Here is a 15771-nt window from a genome sequence, read left to right as displayed (position 1 = left end):
CGGGGGAGGCGGCGTGGCGGGACGGGGCGGCGTGCCGGGGGTCGGTGGGGTCTCCGGGTGGGCCGGGGGCTCCTGGCGGGACGGGGTCCCCGGGTGCGGAGGGAGGGAGGCGCGGCGCGCTTCCGTGCTCATGCACCCCCCGTTTCCTCGGGCCCGGGCCGTTTCTCCGACGCGGGCCGGTGATGTGGTCTCCTGCCCCGGCCCGGCGTGGAGCGATCCGTCCCGGGCACGCATACCCGCACGGGAGGACCGCCACCCCGGCGCGGGCTCCGAGCCCTGCCCCGGGGGCCGTGCCGCCGTGCGTGCGCGTCACTCTACGGCGTGACCCCGTCCGGCGGGGAACCAGTCCGCGCCCCCGTGGCATTGGCCCGGAACGTCCCCCTACCCTGCGGTAATCCTGTCTGGCAGGCTGCGTCCATGACTGCGCGCGCCGCCGACCGGGCCCGTTACGACCGGGCCACCGCCCATCTGGACGCCCCCGTGGCGATCGTGGACCTGGAGGCCTTCGACGCGAACGCGGACGACCTGCTCCGCCGGGCCGGAGGGAAGCCGATCCGGGTCGCCAGCAAGTCCGTACGCTGCCGGGCCCTGCTCGAACGGGTTCTGGAGAGGGACGGTTTCGCGGGTGTCATGTCGTTCACCCTGGCCGAGTCCCTGTGGCTCGCACGCTCGGGTTTCGAGGACGTGCTGCTCGCCTACCCGTCGGCGGACCGCGCCCGGTACGCCGAACTGACCGCCGATCCCAAGCTCGCCGCCGCCGTGACCGTGATGATCGACGATCCGGCGCAGCTGGACCTCATCGACGCGGCACGCGACGGCGGCCGGGAAGTCGTGCGCGTGTGCCTGGAGTTGGACACCTCGCTGCGGCTGCTCGGCGGGCGCGTGCGGGTCGGGGCCCGGCGCTCCCCGCTGCACTCCCCCGCCCAGGTCGCCGACCTGGCCCGCGCGGTGGTCCGCCGGCCCGGGTTCGAGGTCGTCGGCATCATGGCGTACGAGGGGCATGTCGCCGGGGTCGGGGACGCGGTGGCGGGGCGGCCGCTGCGGTCCCGGGCGGTGCGGCTGATGCAGGGGGCCGCCCGCCGGGAACTCGCCGAGCGGCGTGCAGCGGTGGTGCGGGCGGTCCGGGCCGTGGTGCCCGGCCTGGAGTTCGTCAACGGCGGTGGCACGGGCAGCGTGCAGCACACCGCCGCGGAGGACGCGGTCACGGAGATCGCCGCCGGCTCCGGGCTGTACGTACCGCGGCTGTTCGACAACTACACGTCCTTCCGCGGGCGTCCGGCGGCGCTGTTCGCCCAGCCCGTGGTCCGGCGTCCGGGGGTCGGCGTCGTGGCCGTGCTCGGCGGCGGCTACCCGGCCTCCGGCGCGCCCGGCGCCGACCGCCTGCCGGAGCCGTACCTGCCCGAAGGGCTGCGCTACGACTCCCAGGAGGGGGCCGGCGAGGTGCAGACGCCGCTGCTCGGCACCCCCGCCGACGACCTCCTCATCGGCGACAAGGTGTGGTTCCGGCACGCCAAGGCCGGTGAGCTGTGCGAGCGGTTCGACGCGCTGCACCTGGTGGAGGGGGACGCGGTGACGGCGACGGTGCCGACGTACCGGGGCGAGGGGCACACCTACCTGTAGGCGCGTACCTGTAGGCGGTACCTGTAGCCGCGCCGGGTCAGTCCGACGGGCCGATGCCGCTGCCCACGCCGCCGCCCGTGTCCGCGTCGCCGACGGGCCGGATGCCCTTGGTGATCCGCTCCATGTCGGCCAGGGGCGGACCGTCCTCGCCGGCGTCGAACACGTAGCGGACGAGGATCGGGGACTCGGTGCCCACCGTGGAGGGGAACACCATCGACTGCACGTAGCCGCCGGGGCCCTCGGCCGTCGTCACCCGCCAGCGCACGTAGTACCCGGCGCGTCCGGCGACGGCGACCGGCCCGGAGGCGACCTCCTCGTGGGACTCGATGCCGCCGAAGGGCTTGTTGCCGACCAGGTCGCGGTCGTAGGCGTCGTCGGCCGCGTCCTCGATGTCCTGCTCGGCGAGGGTCTTCGGGGAGGACTCGGCGTTCGCCGTGACGGTGCGCGAGACGACGAGACCGTGCCGGCACACCCCGCCGTCGGCGGGGCAGTCGTAGGTGCCGTCCGTGGTCATCATGACGTCGCTCTCGGCGACGTTCTTCGGCGGGACCCAGCCGTCCGGCAGCGGGAAGGTGACGCCGTTGAGCTGGTCCTCGACCGTGGTCGGGGGCCCGGTGGGGGTCGGTGAGGGGGTCGGCGTCGCGGTCACCGGCGACGGTCCGGTGGGAGCGGCGGACGACGGCGGGGTCCCGGTCCGCGGGCCGCCGTCGTCCTCGCCGAGGAAGAACGCGCCGCCGACGATCGCCGCGACCAGCACGGCCCCGGCGGCGGTGAGGGCGACGGCCCTGGCGCGCACGGTGCCGTCCGCGGACCGCCGTTGCCCCGGGTGGCCGCCCGTGCGGAGCGGCACGGTCGACGGCTGCCCGGGCGCCGCGGAGGGCACCGGCTGCTGCGCCGGGGGCGCCCCGTACCCGGCGGGCCCGGGTGCCCGCCGGTGCTCTGTCCAGGCCGTTCCGTCCCACCACCGTTCCTGGTGCGGGGCCGACGGATCGGGGTACCAGCCGGGCGGCGGCGTCATGCTCATCCCGGCACTGTAGGGCGCCGCCCGCGGTGATCTACAGCGGTGTGACGTACGCCCCGGAGATCCCGCCGTCCACCAGGAAGTCGCTGGCGTTCACGAAGGAGGAGTCGTCGCTGGCCAGGAAGGCGACGGCGGCGGCGATCTCCTCGGCCTCGGCGAAGCGCCCGAGCGGAATGTGGACGAGGCGGCGCGCGGCCCGCTCCGGGTCCTTGGCGAACAGCTCCTGGAGGAGTGGGGTGTTGACCGGTCCGGGGCACAGGGCGTTGACGCGGATGCCCTCCCGCGCGAACTGCACGCCCAGTTCCCGGGACAGGGCGAGGACTCCGCCCTTGGAGGCCGTGTACGAGATCTGCGAGGTGGCCGCGCCCATCCGGGCCACGAAGGAGGCGGTGTTGATGATGGACCCCCGGCCCTGGCGCCGCATGTGGGGGAGGGCGGCCTTGCAGCACAGGTAGACGGAGGTCAGGTTGACCTCCTGGACGCGCTTCCACGCCTCCAGGCCGGTCTCCAGGATGGAGTCGTCGTCGGGCGGCGAGATGCCGGCGTTGTTGAACGCGACGTCGACGCTGCCGTAGGTGTCGTACGCCGCCGCGAACAGCGCCTCGACCTGCTCCGGGTCGGTGACGTCGGCCTTGACGAAGGTGCCGCCGATCTCGTCCGCCGCCGCCTTGCCCCGGGTCTCGTCCACGTCGCCGCAGACGACGTGCGCGCCCTCGGAGGCGAGCCGGCGGACGGAGGCGAGGCCGATGCCGCTGCCGGCCCCGGTGACGACGGCGGTACGGCCGACGAGCCTGCGGCAGACGATGTCTTCGCTCACTGTGCGGGGTCCTCCGTGCTCGACGGGACGTTACGGGGCGGTGCTGATGAAGACGTTCTTGGTCTCGGTGAAGGCGGTCAGCGCGTCCGGACCGAGTTCGCGGCCGAGACCGGACTGCTTGAACCCGCCGAACGGCGTCCCGTAGCGGACGCTGGAGTGGGAGTTGACGGACAGGTTCCCGGCCCGCACCGCCTGGGAGACGCGCAGGGCACGGCCGACGTCCCGGGTCCAGATCGAGCCGGACAGCCCGTACTCGGTGGCGTTGGCCAGGCGGACGGCGTCGGCCTCGTCCTCGAAGGGCAGGACGACGGCGACGGGCCCGAAGACCTCCTCGACCGCCACGCGCGCGTGCGCGTCGACGCCGGTGAGGACGGTGGGCGGGAACCAGAAGCCGGGGCCGCCCTCGGGGGCCTTGCCCCGGATGCCGTCGGCGCCCTCGGGGACGTAGGAGCGGACGCGGTCCAGCTGGGCCCGGGAGATGAGCGGGCCCATGTCGGTGCGTTCGTCGGCCGGGTCGCCGACGAGGACGGACTCGATCGCCGGGGCGAGGAGGCCGAGGAAGCGGTCGTACACCGTGCGCTGGACCAGGATGCGGGTGCGGGCGCAGCAGTCCTGGCCGGAGTTGTCGAGGAAGGACAGGGGCGCCGCGGCGGCGGCGGCCTCGATGTCGGCGTCGGCGAAGACGATGTTGGGGCTCTTGCCGCCGAGTTCCAGGGTGACGGGCTTGAGGAGCGCCGCGCCCTTGGCCGCCACCTGACGGCCCACCGCTGTCGACCCGGTGAAGACGATCTTGGCGACGCCCGGGTGGGTGACGAGCGCGTCACCCGCCACGGATCCGTGTCCGGGCAGCACCTGGAGGAGGCCTTCGGGAAGCCCGGCCGCGAGGGCCAGTTCGGCCAGACGCAGTGCGGTCAGCGGGGTCGTCTCGGCCGGCTTGAGGAGGACCGCGTTGCCCGCCGCCAGCGCGGGCGCCGTGCCCCAGGCCGCGATCGGCATGGGGAAGTTCCAGGGCGCGATGACGCCGACGACGCCGAGCGGTTCGAGGAGCGTCACGTCCAGGCCGCCGGCGACCGGGATCTGCCGGCCGGTGAGCCGCTCCACTCCCCCGGCGGCGTAGTCGAGCAGGTCGCGGACGTTACCGGCCTCCCAGCGGGCGTTGCCGATGGTGTGCCCGGCCTCGCGGACCTCCAGGCGGGCCAGTTCCTCCCGGTGGTCGTCGACGGTGGCGGCGAACCGGCGCAGGAGCCGGGCGCGATCGCCGGGGGCCAGGGCGGCCCAGGTCGGCTGCGCCCGCGCGGCCCGTGCGACGGCGGCGTCGACGTCGGCCGCGGTGGCCGCGGGGACGGTGGCGACGACCTCTTCGGTGGCGGGGTTCAGCACCCGCAGGTCCTGTGTCCCCGTTGCCTCTGTTGCCTCTGTTGCCTCTGTTACGGGTGCCTGGTGGGACACGTGGGGCCTCACATGCGTTCGAAGGAGCGGCGCAGCTCCCAGTCCGTGACGGCGGCGTCGTAGGCGTCGAGTTCGACCCGCGCCATGTTGCGGTAGTGGGCGACGACCGCGTCCCCGAAGGCGGCCTTGGCGAGGGCGCTGTTCTCCCACAGCTCGGCGGCCTCGCGCAGGGTGGTCGGCACGTGCGCGTAGTCCGCGGCGTAGGCGTTGCCCGGGCACGGCTCGGGCAGCGCCAGCCGCTGCTCGACCCCGTGCAGTCCCGCCGCCACCATGCCGGCGACCGCGAGGTACGGGTTGACGTCGCCGCCGGGGAGTCGGTTCTCGAAGCGCAGGGAAGGGCCGTGTCCGACGACCCGCAGGGCGCAGGTGCGGTTGTCGCGTCCCCAGGCGACGGCGGTCGGGGCGAAGGAGCCCGGCTGGAACCGCTTGTAGGAGTTGATGTGGGGGGCGTAGAGCAGGGCGAACTCGCGCAGCGCCACCAGCTGTCCGGCCAGGAAGTGCCGCATGACCTCGGACATGCCGCCCTCCCGCTCCCCGGCCATGACGCCGGCGCCGCTCTCGTCGGCGAGGGAGAGGTGGATGTGGCAGGAGTTGCCCTCGCGCTCGTTGTACTTGGCCATGAAGGTGAGGGACATGCCCTCCTGGGCGGCGATCTCCTTGGCCCCGGTCTTGTAGACGGCGTGCTGGTCGCAGGTGACCAGGGCCTCGTCGTAGCGGAAGACGATCTCGTGCTGGCCGGGATTGCACTCGCCCTTGGCCGACTCGACGGTGAGGCCCGCGCCGGCCATCTCGTTGCGGATGCGGCGCAGCAGGGGCTCGACGCGGCCGGTGCCGAGGACCGAGTAGTCGATGTTGTACTGGTTGGCCGGGGTCAGTCCGCGGTAGTTCGCGTCCCAGGCCTGTTCGTAGGTGTCCCGGAAAACAATGAACTCCAGCTCCGTGCCGACCAGCGCGCTCAGGCCGTGTCCGGCGAGGCGTTCGAGCTGGCGGCGCAGGATCTGGCGGGGCGCGGCGGGCACCGGTGAGCCGTCCTCCCAGGCGAGGTCGGCGACGACCATCGCGGTGCCCTCGTTCCAGGGCAGGCGGCGCAGGGTCTCCACGTCCGGGCGCATGGCGAAGTCGCCGTAGCCGCGGTCCCAGGAGGACATCGCGTAGCCGTCGACGGTGTTCATGTCGGCGTCGACGGCGAGGAGGTAGTTGCAGCCCTCGGTGCCGTGCCGGAGGACCTCGTCCAGGAAGAAGCGCGCGGCGAACCGTTTGCCCTGGAGGCGTCCCTGCATGTCGGGGAAGGCCAGGACGACGGTGTCGATCTCACCGCCGACGACGAGTGCGTGCAGTTCCTCGACCCCGAGGGGGGGTGTGCGGTCTGGCACGGGGAGAGCCTCCTTGTGACCGGGAGCCATAAGGTATTGCGGACGACCATTGCTTGGGAAGGGGGCGCGGCCGCATGCCGGAGGGAAACGGGGGGAGCGTGGCGGACCGGCTCGCGCCGGTGCTGCGGACGGTGCGGGCCGGCAACGGCTTCGAGGAGGCGCTGGAGCAGATCCTCCAGGTCGTGCGGCTGGGCCTGGTGTCCGGGGGCGAGCGGCTGCCGGCCGAGCGGGAGCTGGCGGAGCGGCTGGGGATCAGCCGGGTCACGCTCCGCGAGGTGCTGCGGGTGCTCCAGGACCAGGGGCTGGTGGAGGCCCGGCGCGGCCGGTACGGCGGAACGTTCGTACGGGCGAGGGCGGACGCCGGCGGCGAGGACGAGCTGCGGCGCCGGGTCGCCGGGGTCGACATCGAGGACGTGCTGCGCTTCCGGGAGGTGCTGGAGGTGGGCGCGGCCGGGCTGTGCGCGGCGCACGGGCTGACGGAGCAGGGGGCGCTGCGGCTGCGCGAGGCGCTGGCCGGCACGCGGGACGCGCCGCTGGCCTCCTACCGGCGGCTGGACACGAGGCTGCACCTCACCCTCGCCGAGCTGTCCGGCTCACCGGCCCTGGCCGGGCAGTACGCCGCCGTCCGGGCCGGTCTGAACGACCTGCTGGACTGCATCCCGCTGCTGGTGCGCAACCTGGAGCACTCGCAGCGGCAGCACACCGCGCTCGTGGCGGCGGTGCTCGACGGGGACGCCGACGGGGCGCGGGAGATCGCGCGGGAGCACTGCGCGGGGACGGCGGCGCTGCTGCGCGGGTTCCTGGCCTGACGCGCGTCCGCGTCTTGCCGTGACACCGGTGCCCGGCAAAGGTATGGGAGCGAGCCATTACGGGCCATGACGAAGGAGGTCGGATGGCGGGCATGCCGCTGGTCGGCGTCAGCACGTACCTGGAGACCGGGGCGCGCTGGGGCGTGTGGGAGCTGGAGGCGGCGCTGCTGCCCGCCGGGTATCCGCGGCTCGTGCAGCGGGCGGGCGGTCTGGCCGTGATGCTCCCGCCGGACGCGCCGGAGCGGGCCGCCGCCACCGTCGCCCGGCTGGACGGGGTGGTGATCGCGGGCGGCCCGGACGTGGAGCCGGTCCGCTACGGCGCCGAACGGGACCCGCGCACCGGACCGCCCGCCCGCGCCCGGGACACCTGGGAACTGGCGCTCATCGAGGCGGCCCTGGACGCGGGCGTCCCCCTGCTGGGCGTCTGCCGGGGCATGCAGCTGCTGAACGTCGCCCTGGGCGGCACCCTCGTCCAGCACATCGAGGGCCACGCGGAGGCGGTCGGGGTCTTCGGCGGCCACCCGGTCACGCCGGTGCCGGGAACGCTGTACGCCGGTGTCGTGCCCGAGGAGGTGTTCGTGCCGACCTACCACCACCAGGCGGTGGACCGGATCGGTACCGGGCTCGTCCCCTCGGCCCACGCCGCGGACGGCACCGTCGAGGCCCTCGAACTGCCGTCCGGCCGGGGCTGGGTCCTCGGCGTGCAGTGGCACCCGGAGATGGGCGAGGACGTGCGGGTGATGGCGGCGTTGGTGAACGCGGCGGCGTCGGGAGGACCCAGCCCCGGCTGAGCCACCCGTCCCCGGCGACGGCACCCGCGGCACGCGCCGCAAGCCTGGCCCGCCACCGGCACCAGGTCTCTCGCCTGCCACAAGCCCCCCGCCCACCCCGCGTCCCGCGCCCACCACAGAGCCCCGCGCCCACCACCCCGCGTCCCCCGCCCACCACCGAGCCCCGCGCCCACCACCCCGCGTCCCCCGCCCACCACCGAGCCCCGCGCCCGCCCGCGCGGCCTACGCCCGGGTCAGCGACAGCAATTGCCGGGCCGGGCCGGTCGGGCGGTGGCCCGTGGGCCAGACTGCCCGCAGGTCGCGGGCCAGGGCGACGTCCGCCACCGGCACGCTCACCAGGCGCCGGGTCGTGAGTTCCTCGCCGACGGCGAGTTCGCTGAGGACGGAGGGGCCGGCCCCGCTCACCGCGGCCGCCTTGACGGCGGTGGTCGACGACAGCTCGATCAGGGGGCGGGCCAGGCCGCCCAGCGCCGCGTCCAGGACCTGTCGGGTGCCGGAACCCTCCTCCCGCAGGATCAGCGGGGTGGCGGCGAGCTCCGCCGCCTCCAGCGGGCGCCGGCGACGGGCCCAGGGATGGCCCGGTGCCGCCACGACGATCAGGCGGTCGTGGGCGATGACGGCCGAGTCGAGGCCCGCCGGGACGCTCACGCCCTCCACGAAGCCCAGGTCGGCCTCGCCGGACAGAAGGCGCTCCGCGACCGCCGCGGAGTTCCCGGCGAGCAGCGACACCGCGGTGTCCGGCAGCTGGGTGCGCAGCGCGACCAGCCAGCCCGGCAACAGGTACTCGGCGATCGTCATGCTCGCCGCCACCCGCAGCCGCGAGTCCCGCCGGTCCCGCAGCGCCTGCGCTCCCGCATCGAACGCCTCGGCAGCCTCCACGATCCGACGCGCCCAGTCCGTGACCAGAGCCCCGGCGTCGGTGAGCCGCGAGCCGCGCGGCGAACGGTCCACCAGGGCGACCCCCAGCTGGCGCTCCATCGACCGGATGCGGCTGCTGGCGGCCGGCTGGGTGATGCCCAGCTCGCGCGCCGCCCCGCCGAGGCTGCCGAGCCGCGCCACCGCCAGCAGCAGTTCCATGGCGCCGAGATCCGGCACCCGGTGTGCCAGCGCGCCCGGTCCGCCCCGACCTGCCTGCTCAGCCTCCGCACTGCTCCTGCCCATAACCCCAGCTTATGCCCTCATAGAAGCATGGTCCCTGGTCAGCGGCTTCCGCCGCGATGATCGTGGACGCATGGTCACCGTCGCCCAGCCCCACTCCCCCACCAAGGCCCCTGCCCGGCCCGTCCCGGCCGTCCGGCATCTCGGGCCCAACTGGTACTCCTGCGTGATGGGCACCGCGATCGTCGGCAGCGCCGGAGTCGCGCTGCCGGGACACATACCCGGACTGCGCCCCGTGTGCACCGCGTTCTGGGCCCTGTCCCTCGTCCTCCTCGCGGCGCTGCTCGTGGCCCGTTCCCTGCACTGGTACCACCACCGGGACCAGGCCCGGACGCATCTGCTCGACCCCGCCGCTGCCCCGTTCTACGGCTGCCTGGCGATGGCCCTGCTGGCCGTCGGCGGCGGCGCCCTGACGGTCGGCCGGGACTGGATCGGCACCTCGGCGGCGGTCGCCCTGGACACCGTGCTGTTCACCTCCGGTACGGTCGTCGGGCTCGCGGCAGCGGTCGTCGTGCCGTACCTGATGGCCGTACGGCATCGACTGGAGCCGGGTCAGGCCGGCCCGGTGTGGCTGCTGCCGCTGGTCGCGCCGATGGTCTCCGCGGCCGTCGGACCGCTCCTGGTCCCGCACCTCCCGCCGGGCCAGCCGCGCGCGACGCTGCTGCTCGCCTGCGTCGCCCTGTTCGGGATGAGCCTGCTGGCGACGCTGGTGACGCTGCCCCTGATCTTCGGCCGGCTGCTCACCGGCGGTCCGCTGCCGCTCGCGCTGACCCCGACGCTCTTCCTGGTGCTGGGCCCGCTCGGGCAGTCGACGACCGCGGTGGGACAGTTCGCGGAGGTGGCCCCCGGGGTCCTCCGGGACCCGTACGCCACAGGATTCGAGGTGTTCGGCGTCCTGTACGGCGTACCCGTGCTGGGCTTCGCGCTGATGTGGCTGGCGCTCGCCGCGGCGCACGTCGTGCGGGCCCGGCGCGAGGGCATGGGGTTCTCGATGACGTGGTGGTCGTTCACCTTCCCGGTGGGCACCTGCGTCACCGGTTCCGAGGCGCTGGCCCGGCACACGGGACTGGCCGCCTACGACGCCCTCACCGTCGTCCTGTACGGGGTCCTCGTCGTCGCCTGGGCCGTCGCCGCCGTGCACACCGCGCGCGGCGTGGTCAGCGGCGCGCTGCTCGCAGGGCCGCGTCCAGCACCCGGGGCGCCTCGGCCAGGGACGGCCCGTACCACGTGAGGCACCGGCCGTCGACGAGGGCGCAGGGCAGGCCGGGGAAGGCCTCGGGTCCGTCCTCGGCGGTGAAGCGGTACGGCTCGTCCGGCAGGACCACGAGGTCCGGGCGGGCCGCCCGGAGTTCCTCGACGGGCACCTTCGGGTAGCGCTCGGCGTGCCCGGCGTACAGGTGGTCGACGCCGAGGCGGGCCAGCACGTCGCCGGCGAAGGTGTCGCGGCCCAGCACCATCCAGGGCCTGCGCCAGACCGGCACGACGGCGCGGCGGCGCCCCTCCCGGACGGCGGCCGGTGGCGCCGCCCAGGCCGCCTCCGCCTCGTCCAGCCACCGGGGCCGGGACGACGCGCCGCAGGCCGTCAGCACCCGGTCCAGTTCGGTGAGGGCCTGCGGCACCGTACGTACCTCGGTCACCAGCACCTCGACGCCCGCCGCGCGCAGGCTGTCCAGGTCGGCCGGGCGGTTCTCCTCCTCGTTGGCGACCACGAGGTCGGGTGCGAGGGCGAGGATCCGGTCGGTCTTCGGGTTCTTGGTGCCGCCGACCCGGACGACGTCGAGTCCGGCCGGGTGCGTGCACCAGTCGGTGGCCCCGACCAGCACGCCCGGGAGCGTCACGGCCACGGCCTCGGTCAGCGACGGGACCAGGGAGACCGCCCTCACCGGCGGGGCCTCACCGGCGGGGCCCTTCCCGGACCGCCTCGATGTGCTCGGCCACGGCGACCACGACCAGCCGGGTGTCGGGCACCGTGGCCCGCCACCGGTGCCGCACCCCGCCGGTGAGGTACAGCGTGTCGCCCCGCCCCAGCCGGTACGCGCGGCCCTCCGCCTCGATCTCGACGGCACCCTCGGTGACGAACATCAACTGGTCGTTGCGGTACTGCAGTTCACGTCCGGCGTCATGGTCGCCGGTGAACTCGGAGGCGTGCATCTGGTGGTGTCCGCGCACCAGGGAGCGGACCCGGGGCGCCAGCTCCGGATCGGGGTCCTCGGCCCGCACCACGTCCACGCTGCACGCGGGGTCGGCGGCGGCGAGCAGTTCCACGGCGGTGGTGCGCAGCGCGTCGGCCACCTTCTCCAGGGAGGTCTGGCTGGGCCGCGCCCGGTCGTTCTCGACCTGGCTGAGGAAGGGCACGGACAGGCCGCTGCGCTCGGAGACGACGGCGAGGGTGAGCTCCAGGGCCCGGCGCCGACGCCGCACGGCCGCGCCCACCCGCAGGTGCTGATCTTTGTGGTCGCCCATCGCTCCGGCTCCCTCCTTCACCCGTCTCCGTACCACCGCGGCACCCCGCACCGGGCGCCGTTCTCCTGTCGAGTTCTCTGCACCCTACGCATGTTCGGCAAACCGTTTCATGCGGCCGTCACATCGGGGTCACGGTGCGGTGGCCGCGACCTCACAGTTCTCGCCATCGCGCGGCCCGCCCGTGCGCGGTCGCGGACGCCTTACCGGTTCAAGGCGCGGGCGGCCCTCCGTGTTCCCGCCAGCCCCCGCGGCCCCGGCGGGCGGAGGCCAGGGCAGGGGGTGGCGCTCCGTGGTTGGCCAAATCTTTGCCGTGCCCCGGCGGACACGACCGAGGGGTGGGTCCGGTCGCGTCTCCTGACGGAGCGCGGCGGGACCCACCCCTCGGGGCGGCCGGTACGGCGGTGCCGGGCCGGTGTCGTGCCGACGTGCTACTGCGGGGTCATCCGGCCGACCATGTCCGGGTGCTCCTCGAGCCAGGCCGCGACGGCTTCCTCCTCGTGGCCCTGCCCGCGGTCCTTGATCTCGGCCTCCAGGGTGCCGAGCTCGTCCTCGGTCATGTGGAAGTCCTTGATCCACTCGGTGAGCTGCGGGTACTGCTCGGGGAACTTCTTGCTGGAGATGGTGCGGATCGTGTTGCCCTCGCCGAAGGCCTTCTTGGGGTCCTTCAGCTTGGTCAGCTCGTAGTCGCTGTAGGCCCAGTGCGGTGACCACAGAGTGACCGCGACCGGCTCCTTCTTGGCGTAGGCGCGCTTCAGCTCGGCCAGCATGGCCGGCGTGGAGCCGTCCACGACCTCGTACTCGTCCTCCAGGCCGTAGCCCGGCAGCACCTCGTTCTTGGCGAGCTGCATCTCACCGGTGCCGGGCTCGATGCCGATGATCTTCCCGTCGAAGAGGTCGCCCTTGCCCTTGAGGTCCGCGAGGGACTTGACGTCCTTCACGTAGGAGGGGACGGCGATCTCCAGGGAGGTCGGTTCGTACCAGGTACCGAGGTCGGTGAGGTTGTCCTTGTTCTTCTCCCAGTAGTTCTTCTGGGCGTGCGGCAGCCAGGCGTCGAAGTTGAGGTCGAGGTCGCCGGAGGCCAGGCCGGTGTAGACCGGGCCGACGTCCATCTGCTTCAGGTTCATCTTGTAGCCGCGGCGCTCCAGGACGTTCTTCCACAGGTAGGTGACGGCGACGTCCTCCTCCCAGGGGAACCAGGCCACGTCCAGGGTGCGCTTCGCCTCGGCCGGGGTGCCGCCGGCGGCGCCCTCGACCGGGGCGAGCTTGTCGACCAGCCCCGGGTTGCTCTTCAGCCAGGTGCGGACGGCGTCCTGCTGCTTGCCCTTGCCGGCCTTGTTGATCTCGGCCTCCAGGCTGGTGAGCTGCTTCTCGTCCAGCGTGAAGTCCTTCATCCACTTGGCGGCCGTCGGGTCGTCGCCGGCGAAGCCCTTGCGGGACAGCGTGTGCACGCCGTCGCCCTCGCCCCAGGCCCCCTTCGGGTCCTTGAGCTTCTTCAGGTCCAGGTCGTTGTACGCCCAGTGCGGGGACCAGAGCGTGACGACGATCGGTTCCTTCTTGCTCATGGCCCGCTTCAGCTCGGCCAGCATCGCCGGCGTCGAGCTGTCGACGACCTTGTACTCCTTGTCGAGGCCGTACGCCTTGGTGACCTTGTCCTTCAGCAGGGCCATCTCGCCGGCGCTGGACTCGATGCCGGTGATCCTGCCGCCGAAGAGGCCGGCCTTGCCCTTGAGGTCCGCCAGCGTGTCGACGTCCTTCATGTACGCGGGGACCGTCAGCTCCAGCGACGTCTCGTCGTACCAGGAGCCCAGGTCGTCGAGCCGGTCGCCGTACTTCTTCCAGTACTGCTCGTGGGTGGTCGGCAGCCAGGAGTTGGTGACGATGTCGATGTCGCCCTGCGCGAGCGAGGTGTAGAGCGGGCCGGCGTCGAACTGCTTGGCCTCGACCTCGTAGCCGCGCTGTTCGAGGATCTCCTTCCACAGGAACGTGGAGGCGACGCCCTCGTCCCACGGCACGTACCCGAGGGTGACCTTCTTGCCCTGACCGACGTTCTTGCCGTCCGCGACGGACTCGGAGTCGCCGGAGCCGCCGAACATGCCCATGCCGCCGGCCACCAGGGCCAGGATCACGACGCCGACCACGGCGACCTGCGGGCGGGGACGGTAGGACCAGATCTTGAGGCCACCCGCGGCCCGCGCCTTGGCGGCGGCGCGCCGGCCCAGCGGCGAGACCTGGGTGCCCAGGGCGCTGGTCATGCGGTCCAGGTAGATCGCCAGGATCACGATGGCGACACCGGCCTCGGAGCCGAGACCCACGTTGAGCTGGCCGATGGCCTCGTTGACGTCGCCGCCGAGGCCGCCGGTGCCGACCATGCCGGCGATCGCGGCCATGGACAGGCCGAGCATGATGACCTGGTTGACGCCGGCCATCACCGTCGGCAGGGCCAGCGGGAGCTGGACGCGCAGCAGGGTGTTGCGCGGGGTGGTGCCGAAGGCCTCGGCGGCCTCGACCAGCTCCTTGTCGACCTGGCGGATGCCCAGCTCGGTCATGCGCACGCCCGGGGCGAGCGCGAAGATCAGGGTGGCGACGATGCCCGCGGAGGCGCCGGTGCCGAAGAACAGGATCGCCGGGATGAGGTAGATCATCGCGGGCAGCGTCTGCATGAAGTCCAGCACCGGCCGCACCAGGCCGCTGACCCGGTCGGAGCGGGCCGCCCAGATGCCGACGGGCACCGCGATGACGAGCGCGATGATGGTGGCCACCAGCACCAGCGCCAGGGTGATCATCGCGTTCTCCCACAGCTCCATGGAGATGATGAACGCGAATCCCAGGAAGGTGAGGACACCGGCGACCGTGCCGCGCAGCCAGAAGGCGATGATCGCGAAGATGCCGACGAGGAGCAGCGGTTCGGGCGCCTGGAGGACGGCGTTGATGCCGTCGTAGGTGCCGGTGAAGACGGTCTTGAGGAAGTCGAAGAGCCAGGAGACGTGGCCGAGCAGCCAGTCGACGGCGTCGTTGACCCAGTCGCCGAGCGGAATCCTAGGCACGGGCCATCACCTTCTCGCCGCCCTTGTCGCGCGGGGAGTCGCAGGTGCCGGCCTCGGCCTGCTCGTCGCCGAGGAACCCGACGAGGCGCCGGGAGGGGACCACTCCGACGAGGTCGCCGTCCTTGACGACGGCGACGGCGTGCGGCACGCGCGCGCTGATGGCGCACAGTTCGGTGAACGGCGTGTCGGGCGTCGCCGTCTCACACGTGCAGTCGGCCTCGTCGCCGCGCACGTCGGTCTCCATGACCGCGCGGGCGGTGAGGACGCGCGAGCGGTCGACGTCCTGGGTGAAGGAGGCGACGTAGTCGTTGGCGGGGCGTATGAGGATGTCCTGCGCGGTGCCTATCTGCACGATGCTGCCGTCGCGCATCACGGCGATGCGGTCGCCCAGGCGCATGGCCTCGTTGAGGTCGTGGGTGATGAAGACGATGGTCTTCTTCAGGGTCTTCTGCAGGTCGAGCAGCTGGTCCTGCATGTCCCGGCGGATCAGCGGGTCGAGGGCGCTGAAGGACTCGTCCATCAGCAGCAGGTCGGCGTCCGTGGCGAGCGCGCGGGCCAGACCGACGCGCTGCTGCATACCGCCGGACAGCTCGTCCGGCCAGGACTTCTCCCAGCCGGCCAGGCCGCACAGGGCGAGCGCCTCGTCGGCGCGGCGTTCGCGCTCGGCGCGGGGCACGCCCTGCACTTCGAGGCCGTAGGCAGCGTTGTCACGGACGCTGCGGTGCGGGAAGAGCGCGAAGTGCTGGAAGACCATGCTGATCTGCCGGGAGCGGACCTCGCGCAGTCCGCGGTCGCCGAGTTCCGTCAGGTCCTGGCCGCCGAAGCGGACGTGCCCGGCGGTCGGCTCCAGCAGACCGTTGAGCATGCGCAGCAGCGTCGACTTCCCGGACCCGGACAGTCCCATGACGACGAAGATCTCGCCGGGCTCCACGGTGAAGGACGCGTCGATGACGGCGGCCGTGGTGCCGTCGGCCCGCAGTTCCTCCCGGTCGGCTCCTTGGCGCAGTCGTTCGACCGCCTGGTCCGGTTTTCTGCCGAAGACCTTGTACAGGTTCTCGGCCTCTAGCCTCGCTGACACGCTTACCTCTTGGCTCGGGGGCAGGGACAGGGGCACGAGGACTCGCCGGCACAAGGAACCGTCGGAGCGGGCGCCCGTCGACACGGGAACCCGTCGGTCCGAGGACTCATTGATCCGAAGACTCGCTAACAGTTGAATGCATCAACCA

General features: G+C 73.2%; 13 protein-coding genes. 4 read left to right on the top strand and 9 right to left on the bottom strand.

Annotated features, from left to right (window positions below; genetic code table 11):
* Positions 1-417 precede the first annotated feature (417 nt).
* Positions 418-1620 carry an amino acid deaminase/aldolase gene (locus tag ACGF5T_RS16085; protein ID WP_361012436.1) on the top strand — a complete coding sequence of 401 codons (1203 nt, stop codon included), beginning with the start codon at positions 418-420 and terminating at the stop codon, positions 1618-1620.
* A gap of 37 nt (positions 1621-1657) precedes the next feature.
* Here ACGF5T_RS16085 and ACGF5T_RS16080 read toward each other — a convergent pair whose 3' ends face one another.
* Genes ACGF5T_RS16080 through ACGF5T_RS16065 form a run of 4 tightly spaced genes read right to left on the bottom strand, consistent with a single transcriptional unit; the run spans position 1658 to position 6280 of the window.
* Positions 1658-2638, bottom strand: coding sequence for a DUF2510 domain-containing protein (locus tag ACGF5T_RS16080; RefSeq protein ID WP_366768253.1), 981 nt, complete (start codon positions 2636-2638; stop codon positions 1658-1660).
* 37 nt (positions 2639-2675) lie between these two features.
* Positions 2676-3458: a 3-oxoacyl-ACP reductase gene (locus ACGF5T_RS16075; protein WP_356605871.1), complete on the bottom strand. Its 783-nt coding sequence runs from the start codon at positions 3456-3458 to the stop codon at positions 2676-2678.
* 30 nt (positions 3459-3488) lie between these two features.
* Positions 3489-4907 (bottom strand): aldehyde dehydrogenase family protein, encoded by a 1419-nt coding sequence (locus ACGF5T_RS16070; protein WP_392888147.1) that lies wholly within the window; start codon positions 4905-4907, stop codon positions 3489-3491.
* Positions 4908-4915: 8 nt separating this feature from the next.
* A complete protein-coding gene (locus ACGF5T_RS16065; RefSeq protein WP_366768241.1) occupies positions 4916-6280 on the bottom strand; it encodes a glutamine synthetase family protein in 1365 nt (454 codons plus the stop codon).
* 74 nt (positions 6281-6354) lie between these two features.
* Between ACGF5T_RS16065 and ACGF5T_RS16060 the strand changes: the two genes are divergently transcribed.
* Positions 6355-7089 carry an FCD domain-containing protein gene (locus ACGF5T_RS16060; RefSeq protein WP_356605875.1) on the top strand — a complete coding sequence of 245 codons (735 nt, stop codon included), beginning with the start codon at positions 6355-6357 and terminating at the stop codon, positions 7087-7089.
* A gap of 83 nt (positions 7090-7172) precedes the next feature.
* The gene (locus ACGF5T_RS16055; RefSeq protein WP_366768242.1) at positions 7173-7880 is read left to right on the top strand and encodes a gamma-glutamyl-gamma-aminobutyrate hydrolase family protein; all 708 of its coding nucleotides are present in this window, start codon (positions 7173-7175) and stop codon (positions 7878-7880) included.
* A 222-nt stretch (positions 7881-8102) separates the two neighbouring features.
* Here ACGF5T_RS16055 and ACGF5T_RS16050 read toward each other — a convergent pair whose 3' ends face one another.
* A complete protein-coding gene (locus ACGF5T_RS16050; RefSeq protein WP_356605879.1) occupies positions 8103-9041 on the bottom strand; it encodes a LysR family transcriptional regulator in 939 nt (312 codons plus the stop codon).
* Between the two features lie 70 nt (positions 9042-9111).
* Here ACGF5T_RS16050 and ACGF5T_RS16045 point away from each other — a divergent pair, with 70 nt between their 5' ends.
* A complete protein-coding gene (locus ACGF5T_RS16045) occupies positions 9112-10269 on the top strand; it encodes a TDT family transporter (RefSeq protein ID WP_361012444.1) in 1158 nt (385 codons plus the stop codon).
* On the opposite strand, the gene ACGF5T_RS16040 is transcribed toward ACGF5T_RS16045, so the two are convergent.
* The 4 genes from ACGF5T_RS16040 to ACGF5T_RS16025 all read right to left on the bottom strand — a co-directional run bounded on the left by ACGF5T_RS16040 (position 10196) and on the right by ACGF5T_RS16025 (position 15623).
* Entirely contained in the window at positions 10196-10921 is a 726-nt protein-coding gene (locus ACGF5T_RS16040) for a helical backbone metal receptor (protein WP_366768243.1), read from the bottom strand. The two genes, ACGF5T_RS16045 and ACGF5T_RS16040, sit on opposite strands and share 74 nt — an antisense overlap.
* A 10-nt stretch (positions 10922-10931) precedes the next feature.
* Positions 10932-11501: an XRE family transcriptional regulator gene (locus ACGF5T_RS16035; RefSeq protein ID WP_356605885.1), complete on the bottom strand. Its 570-nt coding sequence runs from the start codon at positions 11499-11501 to the stop codon at positions 10932-10934.
* A 428-nt stretch (positions 11502-11929) separates the two neighbouring features.
* Complete coding sequence (locus ACGF5T_RS16030) at positions 11930-14545, bottom strand: ABC transporter permease/substrate binding protein (RefSeq protein ID WP_356605887.1); 2616 nt, start codon at positions 14543-14545, stop codon at positions 11930-11932.
* Complete coding sequence (locus ACGF5T_RS16025) at positions 14538-15623, bottom strand: glycine betaine/L-proline ABC transporter ATP-binding protein (RefSeq protein WP_356605889.1); 1086 nt, start codon at positions 15621-15623, stop codon at positions 14538-14540. The genes ACGF5T_RS16030 and ACGF5T_RS16025 overlap by 8 nt, the downstream gene beginning before the upstream one ends.
* Positions 15624-15771: the final 148 nt, after the last annotated feature.

This window comes from Streptomyces sp. NPDC047853, assembly GCF_043204535.1.
GTDB lineage: Bacteria > Actinomycetota > Actinomycetes > Streptomycetales > Streptomycetaceae > Streptomyces.
This window is presented reverse-complemented; position numbering and strand designations above follow the sequence as displayed.